Origin of the sequence: Aquicella lusitana, assembly GCF_902459475.1 — a bacterium.
GTDB classification, from domain to species: Bacteria; Pseudomonadota; Gammaproteobacteria; order DSM-16500; family DSM-16500; genus Aquicella; species Aquicella lusitana.
Window position 1 is genome coordinate 25,439 of sequence record NZ_LR699116.1, and the last position, 15,105, is coordinate 40,543.

General features: G+C 39.2%; 17 protein-coding genes. All 17 read left to right on the plus strand.

All coding sequences use genetic code 11. The features are described 5' to 3' along the window. Positions 1-10 precede the first annotated feature (10 nt). The 17 genes from AQUSIP_RS11485 to motB all read left to right on the plus strand — a co-directional run bounded on the left by AQUSIP_RS11485 (position 11) and on the right by motB (position 15,096). Positions 11-751: a flagellar basal body rod protein FlgF gene (locus AQUSIP_RS11485; RefSeq protein ID WP_114835167.1), complete on the plus strand. Its 741-nt coding sequence runs from the start codon at positions 11-13 to the stop codon at positions 749-751. Positions 752-771: 20 nt separating this feature from the next. After that, positions 772-1,560: a flagellar basal-body rod protein FlgG gene (gene flgG, locus AQUSIP_RS11490; protein ID WP_114835168.1), complete on the plus strand. Its 789-nt coding sequence runs from the start codon at positions 772-774 to the stop codon at positions 1,558-1,560. An 8-nt stretch (positions 1,561-1,568) separates the two neighbouring features. Then, positions 1,569-2,297, plus strand: a complete 729-nt coding sequence (locus tag AQUSIP_RS11495; RefSeq protein ID WP_114835169.1) for a flagellar basal body L-ring protein FlgH — start codon at positions 1,569-1,571, stop codon at positions 2,295-2,297. 31 nt (positions 2,298-2,328) lie between these two features. Continuing rightward, a complete protein-coding gene (locus tag AQUSIP_RS11500) occupies positions 2,329-4,293 on the plus strand; it encodes a FlgK family flagellar hook-associated protein (protein WP_114835188.1) in 1,965 nt (654 codons plus the stop codon). A 2-nt stretch (positions 4,294-4,295) separates the two neighbouring features. After that, positions 4,296-5,525 (plus strand): flagellar hook-associated protein FlgL, encoded by a 1,230-nt coding sequence (gene flgL / locus AQUSIP_RS11505; protein ID WP_114835170.1) that lies wholly within the window; start codon positions 4,296-4,298, stop codon positions 5,523-5,525. Positions 5,526-5,619: 94 nt separating this feature from the next. After that, positions 5,620-6,555 carry a FliM/FliN family flagellar motor switch protein gene (locus AQUSIP_RS11510; protein WP_114835171.1) on the plus strand — a complete coding sequence of 312 codons (936 nt, stop codon included), beginning with the start codon at positions 5,620-5,622 and terminating at the stop codon, positions 6,553-6,555. A gap of 11 nt (positions 6,556-6,566) precedes the next feature. Next, entirely contained in the window at positions 6,567-6,989 is a 423-nt protein-coding gene (fliN, locus tag AQUSIP_RS11515) for a flagellar motor switch protein FliN (protein WP_114835172.1), read from the plus strand. Then, complete coding sequence (gene fliO, locus AQUSIP_RS11520) at positions 6,979-7,308, plus strand: flagellar biosynthetic protein FliO (protein ID WP_114835173.1); 330 nt, start codon at positions 6,979-6,981, stop codon at positions 7,306-7,308. The genes fliN and fliO overlap by 11 nt, the downstream gene beginning before the upstream one ends. A gap of 31 nt (positions 7,309-7,339) precedes the next feature. Further along, complete coding sequence (gene fliP / locus AQUSIP_RS11525) at positions 7,340-8,092, plus strand: flagellar type III secretion system pore protein FliP (protein WP_114835174.1); 753 nt, start codon at positions 7,340-7,342, stop codon at positions 8,090-8,092. Positions 8,093-8,132: 40 nt separating this feature from the next. Beyond that, entirely contained in the window at positions 8,133-9,554 is a 1,422-nt protein-coding gene (gene rpoN / locus AQUSIP_RS11530; RefSeq protein ID WP_114835175.1) for an RNA polymerase factor sigma-54, read from the plus strand. Between the two features lie 94 nt (positions 9,555-9,648). After that, positions 9,649-10,797: a flagellar basal body P-ring protein FlgI gene (locus tag AQUSIP_RS11535; RefSeq protein WP_114835176.1), complete on the plus strand. Its 1,149-nt coding sequence runs from the start codon at positions 9,649-9,651 to the stop codon at positions 10,795-10,797. A 9-nt stretch (positions 10,798-10,806) separates the two neighbouring features. Then, positions 10,807-11,736, plus strand: coding sequence for a flagellar assembly peptidoglycan hydrolase FlgJ (gene flgJ, locus AQUSIP_RS11540; RefSeq protein WP_114835177.1), 930 nt, complete (start codon positions 10,807-10,809; stop codon positions 11,734-11,736). A 68-nt stretch (positions 11,737-11,804) separates the two neighbouring features. After that, entirely contained in the window at positions 11,805-12,086 is a 282-nt protein-coding gene (locus AQUSIP_RS11545; protein WP_114835178.1) for a flagellar biosynthesis anti-sigma factor FlgM, read from the plus strand. A gap of 2 nt (positions 12,087-12,088) precedes the next feature. Then, the gene (locus AQUSIP_RS11550; protein ID WP_114835179.1) at positions 12,089-12,526 is read left to right on the plus strand and encodes a hypothetical protein; all 438 of its coding nucleotides are present in this window, start codon (positions 12,089-12,091) and stop codon (positions 12,524-12,526) included. A gap of 3 nt (positions 12,527-12,529) precedes the next feature. After that, on the plus strand, positions 12,530-13,231 hold the full coding sequence (gene flgA / locus AQUSIP_RS11555; protein ID WP_114835180.1) for a flagellar basal body P-ring formation chaperone FlgA: 702 nt from the start codon (positions 12,530-12,532) through the stop codon (positions 13,229-13,231). A gap of 12 nt (positions 13,232-13,243) precedes the next feature. Beyond that, positions 13,244-14,182, plus strand: a complete 939-nt coding sequence (gene motA / locus AQUSIP_RS11560) for a flagellar motor stator protein MotA (RefSeq protein WP_114835181.1) — start codon at positions 13,244-13,246, stop codon at positions 14,180-14,182. Then, the gene (gene motB / locus AQUSIP_RS11565; RefSeq protein WP_114835182.1) at positions 14,182-15,096 is read left to right on the plus strand and encodes a flagellar motor protein MotB; all 915 of its coding nucleotides are present in this window, start codon (positions 14,182-14,184) and stop codon (positions 15,094-15,096) included. The genes motA and motB overlap by 1 nt, the downstream gene beginning before the upstream one ends. Positions 15,097-15,105 lie beyond the last annotated feature (9 nt).

The following is a 15,105-nucleotide window of genomic DNA, read 5'->3' on the forward strand; positions in this document are numbered from 1 at the left end:
GGAATGAATCATGGTAGACAAGGCCCTATTTATTGGCTCAAGCGGTGCAAAGGATTCCATGCATGAATTGGAAATCCTCGCAAACAATCTTGCGAATATAACGACCACAGGTTTTCGTGCAGACCATGAGGTCATCAAGCAAGTGCCGATTAATGAAAATAATAAACAAACTCGATTTTATTCATCTGTCGATAAAAGTTTCTCAAACTTTGAACCTGGACCTATTACAGAAACTGGACGTGATCTCGATGTGGCTATTTCTGGCCAGGGTTTTATCGCAGTCCAGTCCAAATCCGGTCAAGAAGCGTTTACACGGGCCGGAGATTTGCAGCTTAAAAATGGTTTTCTCACCACCCAGGCAGGCGATCTGGTTTTAGGTTCGAGCGGTGTCGTTAACGTGCCCGATCAAGCACAGCGCATCGCCCTTGGGCAGGATGGAACAATAACCGTCAAAATTGCCGGCCAGACGGACATGGTTAATATAGACCGTATAAAATTAGTTAATCCTGATATTAGCAAACTGCACAAAGGGATTGATGGTTTGTTTTATCTGGCTGAAGGGGAATCAGCGCGCCAGGATAATTCTGTCAGGGTACGTCCCGGTGCGTTGGAAGGCAGCAATGTTAATGCGGTCGAGGCATTAACGGACTTGATTGAATTATCCCGTCGTTTTGAAATGCATACGCATTTAATGAAAGATTTTAAAGATAATGCTTCAAAAGCTAATCAAATTTTATCGTTGCCAAGATAAAGTGAGAGGGGGAAAAACAAATGGATCTCGCATTAACAATCGCAAAATCTGGCCTGGAAGCGCAACACAAAAGTATTGAAATTATCAGTAATAATCTCGCCAACGCGAGTACGCCCGCGTATAAAAAAAGCCGCGCTGTATTTGAAGATCTTCCTTATGAAGTCATCAAACAGCCGGGTTCAGCGACGTCGCAAGAAACCAATTCTACATCTGGGTTTGTCATCGGAACAGGTACAAAGCTCGTAGGAAATACAAAAGTCTACACGGATGGTTCTCAAACATTTACAGGCAGGCAGCTTGATCTAGCCATTTCAGGACGCGGGTTTTTGCAAGTCGAATTGCCAAATGGCGGTGGATTTGCTTATACGCGTGCAGGTTCACTGACTACCAATGACCAGGGGCAATTAACATTGCCGAGTGGTTACATTGTGCAACCCCCTATCACGTTACCACAAGGCTATCAGAACTTGACCATTAGCAAAGATGGCGTGGTTTCCGCGACAACTGAAAATTCGACAACTTCGCAACAGCTTGGCCAAATCCAACTCGCTGATTTCATTAATCCGGACGGCTTACAACCTATAGGCGAGAATTTGTATCTTGAAACCACATCGAGCGGTACAGCGACTTTGAATAATCCAGCCGCAAATGGCATGGGATCCATCTATCAAAATTTCATTGAAGGATCTAATGTGAATGTAGTTGAAGAAATGGTCAACCTGATTGAAGCGCAGCGTTCGTTTGAAGTTACCTCGAAAGCAGTTTCGGCGGTTGATAATATGATGCAATACCTTAGCAGGGAAGCATAATTTATTTCATGAGCATATTAACCAGGTTAAAAAAAACCGTTTTTTTGTTGCTTTTTTTTTCATTAGGCGGCTGTGCGCATATGTTGGATGATTGGGGTTTGCGGGATGAAACAGTGCTTCCTCCCGCTTATCCTGTCGATGAGCCACCACCACCGAAGCAACATGGATCAATCTATCAGTCAAATTATGCCATATCACTTTATCAAGATCATATTGCCCGCCGTATAGGCGACATACTGACCGTAAAACTGGAAGAATCCACACAAGGTGAAAAAGCAGCCCATACTAAAACTAACAAAATTTCCTCAATCGATACAAATAATGGCTCAACTTCAAACAATCCTAGCACAAATGGTGGCGGGTCATTGCGTCCCGTGTTTTTTGGGCAACCAGCGCAAGCGCTCATTTTTAACATGGGCAGTGACATGGAGTTCGATGGCAAGGGACAAACTAATCAATCAAATAGATTGCGCGGCACGATTTCAGTAACGGTGGTGCGAGTTCTGTCAAATAATAACCTGATTATTCAGGGCGAATCCTGGGTGGTAATCAACCAGGGACGTGAATATATTAGATTGACAGGTATTGTTCGTCCTGAAGACATTGATGCTAACAACACTGTGTCATCGCAACGCATTGCCAACGCGCGCATTAGTTATAGTGGAACTGGGCAAGTTGGTAATGCATCGCGTGGTGGCTTGATAACACAGTTATTTACAAAATTCTTTCCTTTCTAGGGAAGCGCCAAATTTTAGAAGTGAGGTAGTTATGAGCGATATCATGCGCATTGGGATATCAGCATTGATGGCTTATCAATCCGCCTTGAATGTAGCCAGCCAGAATATTGCAAACGCCGATACACCTTATTTTAGTAGAAGAGAAATAAATTTCACGGAATTTCCATTTGATTCGGGCGTGAATGTAAGTGATGTCAGGCGAATTGTTGACGAAACCGCGAATCGGTATGCGCAAATCAGTAATAGCGATTACTCGAAATGGTCGGTATATTTGCAGCAACTAGGTAATTTTGAACCTTTATTTGACGATAATACGACAAATATAGGAAAATTTATTACAGATACGCTCGGCGCATTGCAGCAAATCGAAAATAATTTTAACCCTAACAATCGTGCACTGTTTATGAGCAAGCTTGCTGCACTTTCGCAACAATTTCAAAATATTAATGGCGAAATTAATCGTCAAACTCAAAATGTTAGTTTGTCTTTGCAAACGGAAGTAAAACAGGTAAACAACCTGTTGGGCAGCCTCGCTGAAATTAATAGAGAAATTACCGGATCGGGTGGGGTTGAACGCCCTGATTTGCTTGACCAGCGTGAGGCGCTCGTACAGGAGCTGGCAAAATACTTAAACTTTACGGCTAGTGTAGATCAAAATGGAAAATTAGACATTAGCTTAAGCAATGGAATGTCGTTATTATCAAGCAATCCGCCGGTAGAATTTGTAACTTTGACGGATCCTGCTAATCCTACTAATCTTAATATCGGCGTGAAAAACGGGACAACAACCATTGATGTTACGCAGCTGATTACGAGTGGCGAGATTGCTGGGTGGATCAATTACAGAACAAACGGATTAGCTGCCGCACAGGCTGCGCTAGGCAGATTGGCGCTTGCTTTTTCTGATAAATTGAATACCCAGAATAAATTGGGTATTGATGGAAACGGTAATCTCGGTGGAAATATTTTTGCGAATATTAATACTGCCAGCGCCATGGCTAATCGCGTCATAGCAAACAGTAACAACGCTGGCAGTGCTAGCATGACGGTGAATATTGATGATACTAGTCAGCTAACAACAAGTGATTACCGGCTGAGTATTGGTGCGTCTAATACGTATGTCTTGACTCGGTTGAGTGATAACACCGTCGTTAGCAGTGGTACCATTTCTTCTTTCCCTCAGGCGGTTACAGTGGATGGATTCACCATTAACGTCAATAGCGGAACCTTATCAGCTGGAGACCAATATTTAATATCGCCGACATACGGTGCGGCTAATAACTTGGCGTTGGCTATCACTGATCCTTCACAGCTAGCTCTCGGATGGCCGGTCACTGCAAGCGAAGGTACGAAACAGCCCGGCAGCAATGGAACGATCGAAGTTAAAGATATTACCGATACAACCACTAGCGATTTTTCGATTCCTAAGCAACTGAATCCACCAATAGAAATTCGCTTCACTTCCTCAGGCGGTATCGTTCAGTATAGCCTGTACAATGCTACTACAAGTACGCTGATTGAAGGGCCCATTACATACGATCCCACGAGTGGCGCAAATATTTTTCCGACGCCTGCTAATTATGATCCAGGTTACCGAGTATCAATTTCAGGAAATAACATTCAGGATGGCGATACTTTTAATATTGCATATAACACTAACAGTGCCAGTGATAACCGTAATGCAAGAACAATGGTGCAATTATATCAGCAGGGAAGTTTGCTAGGTGCAGATGGGCGATTAATTACATTTAATCAGGGTTATAACTTATTGGCTAGCGACGTATCCGTGAAAACCAATGAAGCGGCAGCGCGATATGAAACAAGTGCACGGGTGAGAGAGCAAGCAGAAGAAAGGCGAGACCGAATTTCAGGTGTGAGTCTTGAGGAAGAAGCGCTCAATCTGGCCCGTTACCAGACAGCTTATCAGGCGAGTGCGCAAGTACTCGAAATTGCTAAATCAGTATTTGATACTATTATTGCCATTACGAGGGGGTAATCATGCGTATCCCGACGTTTCGTCAGTTTCAGCATCAAGCGGATATGATTTCCAAACAATTTGACCAAATGAATCGTCTTTTCATGCAGGCATCATCAGGAAGAAAAATCCAGTCTTCGTCAGAAGACCCTGTTCTAGCCAATCAGATTAAATCCAATGAAACCTTCATTGACCATATGTCAAATTATTACAATAATAGCGTATTAGCTCAAAATCGTTCGAAATTATTCCAGACTTCAATAGAAAACTCCGTAAACATAGTGGGCGATATTCAGACACTCATAAAAAAAGTGCAAAGTGATATTTTAAGCGATGGGGACCGCGCGAGTATTGCTGAACAACTTGAAGGTGATTTAAAAACGCTACTGACTTATGCAAATATTACTGATGGTGACGGAAATTACATTTTCTCTGGATTTAATACGAATACCGTGCCGTTTGTTCAGGTCAATGGCCGTTATCAATACCAGGGTGGCCTCAATCAGGCTATGATTGATATTGGTCCTAATATAAGTACCTTATATTACGAGTCCGGTTTTAAAGTTTTTGGCGACATTTTCCTGGGCAATGGGACTTTTACGGTTAATGCCTCTGCTACTAACACAGGTACAGCATCAACTAGCCCGGGTAGCGTGGTTGACCAAGTAAATTACGTTGCTGATACCTATACTTTAACCCTTGTTACTAATAGCGCCGGTCAGCTCGCTTATCAAGTAATTGGCGCGGCAAGTGGGCAGGTGATTCCGCCGCCGCCTGCAACTATTCCGGACGATGCGCCGGCTTACATTCCCGATTCAGATATAACTTTTAACGGCTTGAGCTTTAATATTGGCGCTGGTGCTAATGTGGGAGACGTATTTACTATTCAACCCAGCACACAACAGAACGTTTTTGAGACTGTGCAAAACCTTATTACGACCCTCAAAAACCCCGTAGGGAATAAAGGTAATTATAATCAGGCGCTATCGCAATTAAGCGCATCCATCGGCCAGGTTTCAACACATCTAACTACCTATCTAAGCCAGGCAGGAACCAGAGGCGCGGCGGTTGACAGCCAGATTAAAAATAATGATACCATTATTAATAACTATAAAATTGCTTTAAGTGGTTTGGCGGATGCGCACATGGACCAAGTCTATTCGGCCTTGGCACAAAAGTCAGTGGCCCTTCAGGCGACGCAGGCGAGTTACATAAAGCTGCAGGAAACGCTTATGCAAATTTTAAGATTGTAGGGGTGTTTAAAATATAGCCTGTTGAGATGGCGTATTAAAAGCGGTTCTAATTTGAGCGCTGTTGAGGTAGTATGAAATGAGAGAATGAGGGATTATGGACGATTCAAATATTTTATCAACAGATGAAGTTGATGCTTTGATGAAGGCTGCTCAAGACAAAGATACGGACTTGAGCAAGCTTCTAAGCCGCGCCAGCACCACCGATGAAATAGAATCCCTGAATTATAAAGCCATTTCTAATATTGTTGAACTTACGTGGGCAGAATGCGAAAAGATTTTTTCAAATTTTATAAGAAAAAAAGTTATTATTCGCACAAAAGAAACGAAATTCGGTAAGGTAGCGGAATGCCTTGAAGGGAAAACTGAAAAACACGTCTACAGTATATTTCGTATCATGCCGAATGAGTACTACTGCCTAGTTGCCCTGCCTCTACCCTTATTGCACCAAATGATAAGCGCACTCTATGGCGGTTCTATTAATGGAAAAGATGCTGTTATTGAAGCTCCCGGCAATATAGGGATCATTATTGCAGAAAAAATAAATGAATTAATCATGGAGGGTTTTATTCTGGCTTGCAAGGATTATGGCCAGGTCACAAGCGAATTATTTAAAACGATTACACTGCCCAATTTGATATCGAAACTGAGTATGGAAGATGAAGTATATTCGATGGAATATACAGTCACCATTGGTGATACGGAATCAGGTATGACAGCCTTGCTGCCCGTTGGTTTCCTGCAAAAATTTATTCCCAAAAATGAATTAGATAGTCCAGAATCCAAAAAAAGGTATCAATCATGGCGAAAGGCAATCGAAAGCCAGGTGGTTGATTCGTACGTATCGGTTGTGGCCACGCTTCCAGCGATAAATATAAAAGCAAAAGATTTACTTGCATTGAAAAACGGAGATGTCATTCCTATAAGCGATCCGACGGTAGTAGATATCTGCTTGAACGAAGTCAAGTTATTTAAAGCTTCCGTAGCGCAGGCGAATTCAATTCTTATTGCAAAAATAGTGGATGAGCGATAGAGGAATCGATTATGGCAGACAAAGAACCAGAAAATAACCCAAAAATGGAAAATAAACCCGCTAATGAAACTGCAAGTCCAAGTGCAAGTGAGAATGAAGCAAAGCAGAAACCCATAGAAAAAAATGACGAAAAAGGTGAAGACAAAACTACTGAAAATCTCTTGGATCCTGCCAAACTGGGTATTTTGAACGATGTATCAATCTCATTAACTATTGAGGTTGGCAGGGCGCAAATAAAAATACGTGATCTTTTGACATTGACCAAGGGTTCAATTATCGAATTAAACAAGTCCGCAGGTGAACCAGTTGATATATATGCAAATGGAAAATTGATTTCAATAGGAAACATCATTACAGCAAATGGCAAATATTGTGTGCGCTTAACCGCTATACCAGAAAGCAGCCATTTCGGAGCTGATCCAAATGGAAAATGAGTATACTCATGTAATATTTAACCTATTTATTGTGACATCACTGATCATTATTCTGTTTTTTATATTGAAAAAATTTAAGCTAGGCAGATACAAAAATAGCAGTTATATAAGGGTAATGCATGTATTGCCAATTGGCGCAAAGGAAAAAATATTATTTGTAGAAGTCAATAATACATTTATTCTGTTGGGCGTCACAGCTAATCATATCGAAAAATTGCATGTATTTGACAGTTTAAACACAGAAGAATTAAAAGAGCATACTGCAAACGATTATTTTTCCATTGCAGCCGGCATAAACTCAAGCAATAAAATGGAATGACAATAGCATCGAAAAGGATTTTCGATCTGGTATGAATAAAATAATCAATATAGTTATTATAATTTTTTTGTTTTTTTTATTCCCAGCTTCACTTGTCTATTCTGCTGAAGTGCAAACTATTCCATTTCTAGTAACCAAACAGGCCAACGGGGATGTTATGTATGGGTTAAGTATTAAAATACTTGCCTTCATGACGTTGTTAACCGTTTTGCCAGCTTTATTAATGACAATGTCTGCTTTTACAAGAATAGTTATTGTTTTAGCAATAGCAAGGCAAGCCATTGGTATTCCCAGCATACCAAGCAATCAAATTATTATTGGTTTGTCATTAATTATGACTGTTTTCGTGATGGCGCCCGTATTGGGAAAAATCAATGAGATGGGTGTGCAGCCTTATTTGCAGGGGAGTATCAGTGATCAGCAGGCTTTTGAAGTATCAAGCAATATTCTTAAAACGTTTATGTTAAAGCAGACACGCAAAGCTGATTTAAAATTATTTATGAATATATCCAAAACCAAGGTCGATAAGAAAAATGACTATTCAATGTTAGTGCTGGCACCTGCTTTCATCACAAGCGAATTGAAAACAGCATTTGAAATTGGTTTTTTAATATTTTTGCCATTCTTAATTATTGATTTGGTAATAGCGAGTATTTTGATGTCAATGGGCATGATGATGCTTTCGCCAATGGTTATTTCCTTGCCATTTAAAATTTTATTTTTTGTATTGGTCGATGGATGGACATTAATCGTTTCAAGTTTGATTACAAGCTTTAGAGTTTAATTATTATAAATATATTTGATGTTCAGACAGAGGTACGTGTATGAGCACAAAACTATTAGTAACGATGAAGCTTGATCAGCGTCTTGCAATGAACCAGCAGTTAAGACAGGCGATTGCCCTACTGCAATATAATACTATCGAACTCAAGCAAGTTATCCAGCAATATATCCAGTCTAACCCCCTCATCGATGTTGATGAGGAGCAGGAAACAGAGCCTATCTATAAAGCAGAAGAATATATCACTCATCACCAGTCTTATTCAACGATAAAAAGCAAAAACTACAATCAGCTTAATGAGAGCAATTTAATTGAAAATTACAGCAGGCAAAAGAACTTACGAGAGTATTTGATGGAGCAAACGCTATTATGCCGGTTCAATGAAACAGACCAAGTGATAGCTGAATCAATTATTGACGCTATAGATGAAAACGGATATCTATCCATGTCTCTTGAAGAGATACGAGATTCGCTAAACGATACCGTTAGTACAACAATTGATAACATGGAGTTTGTTTTAAAAAAAATCCAGACGTTTGACCCTTCAGGTGTAGGCGCTAGATCGATTAAGGAAAGTCTTTTAATTCAACTTAATGAAATAACGCTTCGGAATAAGTCATGGCATCTGGCACATAAAATCATTAATGACCTACCAGAAAATAATTCATTAGATACTATCAAAAAGTTGATTAAAAAATTGCAAATTGCAGACAATGATTATAAGGAAACTGCAGAACTCATTCGTAGATTGAACACTCATCCTGGTTCGCAATATGATTCTATTCATAACATTTATATTGAGCCTGAGTTATATGTCAAAAAAATTAGTGGCTCATGGCGTGTGTTTTTGGTAGATAGTGTTTTGACTCGAATTAAAATTAACAAATATTACCAGGAATTAATTAAAAAAAACAAAATAAACAATAGTTATTCTTCGTTGAAATCAGAGCTCGAGGAAGCGAGGTGGCTTGTAAACGGAATTAAAAAAAGAAACGATACACTTTTAAAAGTCGCATCGCATATTATAAAACTCCAGGAAGATTTTTTAGAAAATGGTCATGAGTATATGAAATCCATGAATATTATTGATGTTGCGAGTGCATTAGGAATCCATGAATCAACTGTATCACGCGTTACCACAGAAAAATTCATAGCAACACCAAGAGGTGTTATGGAGTTAAAAGCGTTTTTTCCATCCCATGTTAATACACAAGAAGGAAGTACCTGTTCTACGACGGCGGTAAAAGCATTTATCAAGGAAATTGTTGATAACGAAACAAAGGATCATGCGTTAAGCGATGATGAAATAACTGAGCTTTTGAGGCAAAAAGGGATAAAAATCGCAAGACGAACTGTGGCCAAATATCGGGAGTCTATGAATATTTTATCTTCATTCCAAAGGCAAATGCAACACAACGTATTAGAGTATGAAGACGAATCTGAGTTGATCCCTGATTTTGCTTAGTGCATAGAGTCTGATTAGCATTGTTGTTATTTATTTTTAAAAGATGGCATGGAATTTGCATATAATAAAATACAGATTTAAAAAAGGCTTCACTATGCGGTCACTGATATATCTATACTATATTATTTGTGTATTTATTTTATCGTCCGCAGTGTTTGCTGCTCGTATTAAAGACATTACTGCGCTGGCAGGAGTGCGTGACAATCAATTGGTTGGCTATGGTTTAATCGTAGGACTTGACGGTACGGGGGATAAAACTAATCAGGCACCCTTTACTGATCAGACATTTAAAAACATGCTGCTGGAATTTGGCATACGACTGCCATTCGATAGGGGCTCACAGCTGAAAAATGTAGCAGCTGTTGCCATCCATGCCAAATTACCGCCTTTTGCCCGCATTGGTCAGAAAATTGACGTAACCATTTTATCGCTAGGCAATGCGACGAGTTTAAGAGGAGGGAGTTTGCTAATGGCTCCTCTAAAAGGGGCGGATGGCAAAGTATATGCCATGGCGCAAGGTAACGTCGTTGTATCCGGCTTTGGCGCGCAAGGCTCTGATGGATCCAAAGTGACAGTAAATGTCACTAGCAGTGGGACCATACCAAATGGAGCTACAATCGAAAATACGATTGATACCCCTTTTGTGCAGCAGGGTGAAGTGACATTTGAATTAATCCGTCCTGATTTTACGACGGCATTGCGAATTGAAAAAGCGATTAATAAGGAGTTCGGGTATAAAGTGGCCGAAGCCCAGGACGCAGCGTCGGTAAAAGTCAACTTCCATCACATGGCTCTTAAGGGCGAAGGCGGTCTCTTAGATGAAGCAAGTGAGAAAAGAAGGTACGTCCCATTAATCTCGCGCATTGAAAATATTCAACTCAAACCAGCTGCAGTCGGTGCACGGGTAGTCGTTAATTCCAGAACAGGTACCATTGTTATTGGGGACAATGTGACAATTGCGCCTGTTGCTGTTTCGCATGGCAATCTTGCTGTCATTATTACAGAGCGACCCTACGTAAGCCAGCCAGAGGGATTTTCTGAAGGCAAGACAGTTCAGGGAGAAGCCTCAGATATTAATATCAACCAACAAAATAATCGGGCTTTTGTATTTGCTCCAGGGGCATCACTGAATGATCTTGTCGAAACAATTAATCGTGTTGGTGCTGCACCAGGCGATTTAATTGCTATTCTAGAAGCAATTAAAGCTGCTGGTGCTCTGAATGCAGATCTAGAAGTAATTTAAGGGAAGTACATGACTGATGACATTTTTTATAACACGCGGATTTATACAGACATTCAAGGGATAGAACGTTTACGCTATGATCAAAATCAATCCCGTGCCAAAAAAGAAATTGCGCAGCAATTTGAAGCGCTAATGATACAAATGGTACTTCGCAGTATGCGTGATGCAACTAATGCATTTTCAAGCGGTCTTTTTAGCAACAAACAAATGGAAATTTATGAGGATATGTTTGATAAACAGTTATCGCTTATGATGTCCAATAATAATATTGGATTTGCTAAAACAATTGAGGATAACATTGACCAGATGATGGTCGCAAAGCAGGAACAGCCACAGCAGTATACGTATGTCAGTAAAAATAATATTAAAGATAAATCAACCGCGATAACTTCAATAACGGATAAGGTACTTGAAAATAAAACAAGTGAACCTGCTTATGAATCTCAACAGGCTATTTTCCCTTCACCAGAAGATTTTGTCAGGAAGTTATGGTCCATGGCGAAAACAGCAGCAAATTATATCGGAGCGAAACCTGAGGTACTAATTGCGCAGGCTGCTCTCGAAACCAATTGGGGCAAAAATATTTTGGGCAGAGGCGGAGCGAGCCACAATTTATTCAACATCAAAGCAGATACAGATTGGGATAAAAAAGTTACTGTCGTCAATGCGATCGAATATAAAAACGGTATTCTGGTCAAGGAAAATGCGAAATTTAAAAATTATGACTCCTACATAGAAAGTTTTATGGATTACATTAATTTGTTAAAAGGAAACGTCCGCTACAATGATGCATTGAATAAGGCCTCTGATCCAGAACAATTTGTGCGTGCACTGCATAATGCTGGTTATGCGACAGATCCTAAATACGGGGAAAAAATATTAAAAATATTCTCTAGCCCTATGTTTAAGAACATAATTGGAAAACTAAAAAGTATTTAAGTTTGACAAAAACTGGCAGATATTATTAATGGCAAGGACATATAAATCGTATTGAGAAGGAGAAGAAAATGGTCAATGAGATAAAATTGGATAAAATTAACTCATATTATTCGTCTGACCGCACTACTCAAAACAATAGCCAGCCTTCTCCTAATACGGCTCAGAAGGATGTAGATGTAACTAACCATTTGAATGATCTTGTAAAATCAATTAATACTTACCAAGAGCCAGTAGGGGCGGCGTCATTAAATGCGTTAAAGTATCAGATTGAGCAGCATGAATATAAGGTAGATTTAGACCAGCTTTCAGACAGGTTGTTAAGCAGCGGATTGTTAACAATAGGTGATTAAATATGCAAACTAATACACTCCTTCTCTCAACTTTAAATGAGATGTTAGCCTGTTGTCGTGAGATCCATCATCTTTTAAAAGATGACAATAATCATTTTAAAAATGATCAATTTGACCTTGTTGATCAAAGTAATGCAAAAAAACTAGAGCTGACTGAAAAAATAAAGCGACTAGTAAACCAATTAGATGTAAAAGATCAAAAATATTTGATGGAGAAAGTAGCTGGGAACGCTCCTCAGTCATCTGGGCACGATGAAATTCAAATTGCTGTTAACCAGCTTAATGAAGAGATTATGAATTGCTACAAGCATATTGTAGTAAATAGCAATATTGTTTTTTCTAATTTGCAAATGATCAAAGAAATCGGCGATAAATTAATAGAATTAAAATCAGGTAAGCAAATAACCTATAATGAGGCTGGGAGTATAGAAAAATGGTGAAACATGAAATACATTAACATATTCTTTATTATTTTTGTCTCGTTATTTTCTTGCAGTCTTTCGGCGTTATCTTATGAAAACGTGGAAGATTTAAAAAATATAGCGAGAGAGTTCATTATTAATAGCGTTCCGCTGGAAACCGACGAAACGTTGGAAGTGAATATTAATTTATCTGACTTGCCAGCGCAGTTAGCGAAGTGTTCAAAAAAAATTACTGCAAAATTTCCTAACGAGTTTAGTCGGGAAAAAATCAACTCGGTTGAATTAAGCTGCAATGATGCTCCTTCCTGGCATATATTTGTTCCAGCAGATGTGCAAATTTTTACTAAAGTGGTTGTTGCTAAGCATCCCATATCGGCTAACGAAATTATTTCGGAATCAGATGTAGATTATGCAAAAGCAAATATTAGTCGTTTGTACAGTGGGTATTTTAATGACAAGACACAAATCAAAGGGTATGTTGCGGCACAGATGATAAATTCTGGCGCGGTAATTACAAAAAAAAATACTCGCCGGCAGCAACTGGTGCATAAAAATCAAGTAATTGATTTGATTGCCAGAAAAAATTCAATCGTTGTCACCATGAAGGGAATAGCAAAATCAGATGGTTGCTTAAATGAAAGCATTATTGCCTATAATCCTTCATCCAAAAAAACAATGGAAGCCATTGTCATTGGCTTTAATAAAGCTGAAGTCATATCCTGACAGGAAAAAAACATGCTAATCATTGTCGGGTATTTAGTGATTCTATTATCCGTATTTGGTGGCTTTGCACTATCAGGTGGTAATTTATATGCATTGTTCCAACCTTTTGAATTGCTGATTATCGGTGGTGCAGCGTTTGGTTCATTTATTGTTGCGAATAACATGAAAGTAATTAAAGCAACGTTAAAATCGATAATGTCTGTATTCAAGGGAACAAACTACACCAGGAAATTTTACATTGAATTGCTGTCGTTATTCTTTGAATTGACTAACAAAATCAGAAAAGACGGTGTTTTATCTATCGAGTCAGATATTGAAAATTACAAAGAGAGCCCTCTTTTTAGCCCTTATAAACTAGTGATAAAAGAAAAAAAAATTATGGAATTTTTTTGCGATCACTTGCGGTTAATTGTGACCGGCAGGGTTGATAAAATGCATTTAGAACAATTGATGGACGAAGATATTGAAACATATTCTCATGAAGCTGAGCTGCCGATTGCTGCAATAACAAAGGTTGCAGATAGTTTACCGGCATTTGGTATTGTCGCTGCAGTAATGGGTATTGTAACCACCATGCAGAATATCAATGGTCCACCGGAAGAGCTTGGGCACCACGTAGCAGCAGCCCTGGTAGGCACCTTTTTGGGTGTTCTATTGGGCTATGGATTCACTGCACCGATTGCTGCAATTCTTGAAAATCGCCTTCATGCTGAGGTTGTTATATTACAGTCAATCAAAGTTGTGCTGCTCGCCTCTGTACATAATCTTGCTCCATCTATTGCTGTGGAATTCGCTAGAAAAGTTTTATATTCCGCGGAGCGACCTACGAGCAGTGAGTTAGAGCAATTGTTGAAAGAAGCAAGAAACAATCGTAATAAACCACCTGGTGAAGGAGAAACTGCTGAGACCAAGGAAGCGGGTGAATCACAGCAAACCGACGAGGTTTCATAATGGATGAATCGCACGACGAAGTTAAACCACAAATAATCATTATAAAGCGCATCAAGAAAGTCAAAAAACATGGGCATCACGGTGGATCTTGGAAGATTGCCTATGCAGATTTCGTGACGGCAATGATGTCATTTTTTCTTTTGCTTTGGTTATTATCATTATTGAACAAATCGCAACTTAGAAGTATAGCGGAATATTTCAAACATCCTCAGAAAACAGGCCTTGTGCAACAGGGAACGAAAATTAATAAAGATCAAAAATTTGATTTTTACCTTGAGAAGGGCAAAGAAAAAGAGAAGTGGAAAGACCTGGAAAAAGAGAAACAAAAGGAAAAAGAAAAGGAAAAGGAAAAAATTAAGAGCCCGCTTCAAACTGAATCTAAAATGAACGAAGGCAAAAAAGATAAATTGATGATGGACAAAATGGATAAAATACTTGCAATGAAGAAAGATTTTGAAGATAAGCTGGCGTCGCATCCCGAGCTGAGCCAATTTAAAAATCAACTCAATTTTGTTGTAACAGCAGATGGTTTGCGAATTGTGCTGCGTGATCTAGAAAATAAATCAATGTTCACTCTTGGTAAGTCTGATTTCGAAAAATATGCAAAACCTATTTTGGAGTGGTTAACCAAGGAATTAAACAATTATCCCAATCAACTCGTCATTATAGGCCATACTGATTCAGCAAAATTTAAAAATGGCAAATATACTAATTGGGAGTTATCAGTAGATCGGGCTAATGCTACTCGCAGGACATTGATAAACTATGGAATGGACCCAAATAAAGTCATGCGTATCATTGGCGAAGCAGATACCGATTTGCTGGACAAAAATAACGGTTTAAATCCGGCTAACCGTCGGATTGAAATTATCATTCTGACGGATGAGGCAGTGAACAAGATCAATAAAAAATAGGAGTTTTTA

Excerpts from the sequence above, each read along its gene's own strand:
- motB (WP_114835182.1), top strand. The coding sequence starts at position 14,182 with ATGGATGAATCGCACGACGAAGTTAAACCACAAATAATCATTATAAAG.
- AQUSIP_RS11545 (WP_114835178.1), top strand. The coding sequence starts at position 11,805 with ATGGTCAATGAGATAAAATTGGATAAAATTAACTCATATTATTCGTCT.
- flgJ (WP_114835177.1), top strand. The coding sequence starts at position 10,807 with ATGACTGATGACATTTTTTATAACACGCGGATTTATACAGACATTCAA.
- rpoN (WP_114835175.1), top strand. The coding sequence starts at position 8,133 with ATGAGCACAAAACTATTAGTAACGATGAAGCTTGATCAGCGTCTTGCA.
- motA (WP_114835181.1), top strand. The coding sequence starts at position 13,244 with ATGCTAATCATTGTCGGGTATTTAGTGATTCTATTATCCGTATTTGGT.
- AQUSIP_RS11550 (WP_114835179.1), top strand. The coding sequence starts at position 12,089 with ATGCAAACTAATACACTCCTTCTCTCAACTTTAAATGAGATGTTAGCC.
- flgG (WP_114835168.1), top strand. The coding sequence starts at position 772 with ATGGATCTCGCATTAACAATCGCAAAATCTGGCCTGGAAGCGCAACAC.
- AQUSIP_RS11500 (WP_114835188.1), top strand. The coding sequence starts at position 2,329 with ATGAGCGATATCATGCGCATTGGGATATCAGCATTGATGGCTTATCAA.
- flgA (WP_114835180.1), top strand. The coding sequence starts at position 12,530 with ATGAAATACATTAACATATTCTTTATTATTTTTGTCTCGTTATTTTCT.
- AQUSIP_RS11485 (WP_114835167.1), top strand. The coding sequence starts at position 11 with ATGGTAGACAAGGCCCTATTTATTGGCTCAAGCGGTGCAAAGGATTCC.
- AQUSIP_RS11510 (WP_114835171.1), top strand. The coding sequence starts at position 5,620 with ATGGACGATTCAAATATTTTATCAACAGATGAAGTTGATGCTTTGATG.
- AQUSIP_RS11535 (WP_114835176.1), top strand. The coding sequence starts at position 9,649 with ATGCGGTCACTGATATATCTATACTATATTATTTGTGTATTTATTTTA.
- fliP (WP_114835174.1), top strand. The coding sequence starts at position 7,340 with ATGAATAAAATAATCAATATAGTTATTATAATTTTTTTGTTTTTTTTA.
- fliO (WP_114835173.1), top strand. The coding sequence starts at position 6,979 with ATGGAAAATGAGTATACTCATGTAATATTTAACCTATTTATTGTGACA.
- AQUSIP_RS11495 (WP_114835169.1), top strand. The coding sequence starts at position 1,569 with ATGAGCATATTAACCAGGTTAAAAAAAACCGTTTTTTTGTTGCTTTTT.
- fliN (WP_114835172.1), top strand. The coding sequence starts at position 6,567 with ATGGCAGACAAAGAACCAGAAAATAACCCAAAAATGGAAAATAAACCC.
- flgL (WP_114835170.1), top strand. The coding sequence starts at position 4,296 with ATGCGTATCCCGACGTTTCGTCAGTTTCAGCATCAAGCGGATATGATT.